The 3,631-nt window shown below is 63.4% G+C and carries 2 protein-coding genes and 1 pseudogene; 1 reads left to right on the forward strand and 2 read right to left on the reverse strand.

Annotated features, from left to right (window positions below):
• Positions 1-126: 126 nt before the first annotated feature.
• Positions 127-554, forward strand: a pseudogene (locus tag HP499_RS22130) (VOC family protein).
• A gap of 225 nt (positions 555-779) precedes the next feature.
• Here the strand turns inward: HP499_RS22130 and HP499_RS22135 are convergent.
• Positions 780-2,609 carry an ABC-F family ATP-binding cassette domain-containing protein gene (locus HP499_RS22135; protein WP_172326249.1) on the reverse strand — a complete coding sequence of 610 codons (1,830 nt, stop codon included), beginning with the start codon at positions 2,607-2,609 and terminating at the stop codon, positions 780-782.
• Positions 2,610-2,656: 47 nt separating this feature from the next.
• A complete protein-coding gene (locus HP499_RS22140) occupies positions 2,657-3,610 on the reverse strand; it encodes a 4-(cytidine 5'-diphospho)-2-C-methyl-D-erythritol kinase (RefSeq protein WP_172326250.1) in 954 nt (317 codons plus the stop codon).
• Positions 3,611-3,631: the final 21 nt, after the last annotated feature.

Raw genomic sequence — 3,631 nt, forward strand, 5'->3', positions numbered from 1 at the left:
CCACCCCCTTCCAGTCCAACCCCCTATCACCTCCCACCCCCACAAGCCCAACCCCCCATCACCTCCCACCCCCACAAGCCCAACCCCCTATCACCTCCCGCGATGGCCAGTTTGTAGGATGTGCTCATGACGGCACCCCACCTCTACATCACTTTTCCCGGGACAGCCCGCGAGGCACTTGGTTTCTATGCGCAGATCTTCGGCGGAGAGCTTTCTTTGCACAGCTTTGAGGAGTTCAACCGAACGGACGGCCCTTCAGATGCCATCGCCCATGGGGTACTAAGTGGTGCGGTCTCTTTGTTGGGATCTGACACTGCCGGGGGTGAACCGACAGTCAAAATCCAAGGTGCCATGCTCTCGCTGTTGGGGCTGCCGATCCTGAAGTTCTTCACGATTGGTTCGACAAACTCGCGGACGGTGGCCGAATCTTGGACCCACTGGCGCCGAAGCCGTGGGGTGCATCAGATGGTCAAGTAGTGGACCGCCACGGCCTCCACTGGCTCATTGGCTACGAAGGGACGCAAGAGAAACCACCTCAACTCCGAGGGACATGAAAGAGCGTCAGCCCCACACCCGAGGGACATGAAAGAGCGTCAGCCCCACACCCGAGGGACATGAAAGAGCGTTGGGAACACTGCGGCGGGGCGGGGGGCATCCGGAAGCGTGCGTCAAGGCGAGCAACGAGCCAGCACGCGGAGGATGCGCGCCGCCGTGCCGTGCCGCTGCGGGACGGCCAGGCGACAACGACGAAAGGCGCCGGCCCCGGCCCGGAACCGGAACTACTCGCCGAGGATCTCGGCAGCCTCCAGCCACTCCAATTCGAGCCCCTCTTTTTCCTCGAGCAACTCCTGCAGCTTGGCGTTGAGCTCCCCCAGGGCATCGAAGTCACCGGATTGGGACTTCGCGGCCATCTGGGTGTGAAGCTTCTCTTCCTGCTGTGCAATCTTGCCGAGTTGGCGGTCGATCCTGTTGAGGTCCTTGCGGGCTTCGCGCTTTTCGGCTTCGCTGGCGCCGGAAGCAGCAGTGCCGGCAGAACCCCCGCTTGCTGCCGTGGGAGCTCCTGAGCCGCCGCCAACAGCGCCTGAGGCAAGTGCGGCTTCGCGTAGTTCGAGGTACTGGTCCACTCCCCCGGGCAGGCCACGGAGTTTGCCGTCACCGAGCAACGCCATCTGGTTGTCGGTGACGCGTTCGAGCAAGTAACGGTCGTGGCTGACCACCACAAGGGTCCCGGGCCAACCGTCCAGGACGTCTTCGACGGCGGCCAAAGTGTCGGTGTCGAGGTCGTTGGTGGGTTCGTCGAGCATCAGGACGTTGGGCTCCCCTACCAGCAAACGCAGGAGTTGGAGCCGGCGCCGCTCACCACCTGAGAGGTCCGAAACCGGAGTCCACTGCTTTTCCTTGGTGAACCCGAGTTGTTCCACCAGCTGGCCGGCGGTGAATTCCTTGCCGCCCACGCTGAAGGAGCGCTTTTCGCGTTCGATGACCTCAATAACGCGCAGGTCGGAAACGTCGTCGAGCTCCTTGACGTCCTGGGTGAGCACAGCAGTGACCACGGTCTTGCCGCGCTTGACCTTGCCTGTGGTCGGCTGGATCTCGCCGTTGAGCAGTTTCAGGAGCGTTGATTTTCCGGCGCCATTGACCCCCACCAGGCCGAGGCGTTCACCGGGTGCGAGCCGCAGTGTGATGTTGTCAAAGAGCTTCTGTCCGCTCTCGCCCCCCAAAAAGTCCAGGGTCACGTTCTCGAGGTCCAGAACGTCCTTGCCGAGCCGGGCAGTAGCCATTTTGCTCAGGGCCACGGAGTCGCGGGGATCGGGTACGTCGGCAATGAGGTCGTTGGCAGCCTCAATACGGAACTTGGGCTTCGCTGTCCGGGCGGGAGCACCACGCCGCAGCCAGGCAAGTTCCTTTTTGACGAGCTGCTGGCGTTTACCTTCGACGACGGAGGCCATGCGGTCACGCTCGGCGCGGGCCAAAACGTAGGCCGCGTACCCGCCGTCGAACATGTCCACCATGGCGTCGTGGACTTCCCAGGTGTAGTTGCAGACTTCGTCCAGGAACCAGCGGTCGTGGGTGACCACCAGAAATGCACCCTGGTTGGCGCGCCAGCGGGTCTTCAGGTGACGGGCCAGCCACGCTACGCCCTCGACGTCGAGGTGGTTGGTGGGTTCGTCCAGCATGATGACGTCGTGGTCTTCAATGAGAAGTTTGGCCAGCGCTACACGGCGTTTCTGACCACCGGACAGCGCATGGACGTTGGCGTGCCAGTCGACGTCTCCCACCAGTCCGCCCATGACTTCGCGGATCTTCGCGTTGGCGGCCCATTCGTGGTCCGCGCGGTCCCCGACGATCGCCGCGCCAACGGTGAGGTCGCCGTCGAGGACGTCGCCCTGGTCGAGGTAGCCCACGTTGACGTCCCCGCGCTTGGTGACGCGACCGGAGTCGGGCGTCGAGCGCAAGGCAAGCAGGCGCATCAGTGTCGATTTACCGTCACCGTTGCGGCCCACCATGCCAATGCGGTCGCCATCCTCCAAGCCGAGGGTGACGCCGTCGAGGACAGTGCGGGTCGCGAACGAAACGGTGAGGTTTTCGCCGCCAAGCAGGTGGGCCAATGGGTACTACTTTCTACTGCTGGAATGCGGAGGTACTAGCGGAGGTACTAAAGGAGGGTATCGGAGATGATCCGGGCGCCGTGCACCGGGCCGTGAACCGCCAACGCGTTGTGGCCACGGTGGGTTAATTCATCGGCGAGGACGCTGGCTGAAACAGAGTCGCGGGCCAGCAGTGCGATGGTGGGGCCGGAGCCGGAGACCATCCCAGCCAGGGCACCGCGCGCTTCACCCAGTCCGATGGTGTCGCGAAGTTGCGGCGCCAAGGCGATGGACGCCCGCTGGAGATCGTTGATGAGGACACGGCTAAGTGTCTCGGGATCACCGTTTCGGAGCGCTTGCAAAATGGTGGGGTCCACGGCAACAGGTTCAGGAATCTCAACGCCCTCCGAGTCCCGGAGCCCATCCAAGGTGCGGAACACGTCCGGGGTTGAGAGTCCGTAGTCGGCAAAAACCAGCACCCAGTCCATCTGGGCCTTGGCCAGGGCCGGTGAGAGTTTGTCGCCCACACCGAGCCCGACGGCGGTGCCTCCCAGGAGGGAAAACGGCACGTCCGCACCCAGTTCAGCCGCCAGATGCGCGAGTTCCTCGCGGGAAAGGCCGCTGTTCCACAGGGCGTCGCAGGCCAGCAAGGTAGCTGCTGCGTCCGCGGAGCCACCGCCCATGCCACCGGCAACGGGAACCCGTTTGGTGATTTCCAAGTGCACCCCGGTTGGTTTCTCGGACACTTCAGCCATGATGGCCGCAGCTTTGTAGGCGAGATTGCGCTCGTCCAAAGGAATGTCCACGCCGTCCAGGTCCAGCGTGCTCTCCGGGCTGATGCTGACGGTAATTCCTTCAGCCTCAGTGCTTGTTGCCGCTACTTCCTCGTAAAGGGACACTGCGAGGTAGACGCTGGCCACCGAATGGTAGCCGTCCGGGCGCAGCGGGCCCACGCTCAGGGAGACGTTGACCTTACCCGGGGCTTTGACGCGAACTGTGCGGGCATGGAAGCGATCCCCCACGAACGGGAGGCTGCTTGGCTT

The sequence above is a fragment of the Paenarthrobacter sp. CM16 genome (assembly GCF_013179505.1).
GTDB lineage: Bacteria > Actinomycetota > Actinomycetes > Actinomycetales > Micrococcaceae > Arthrobacter.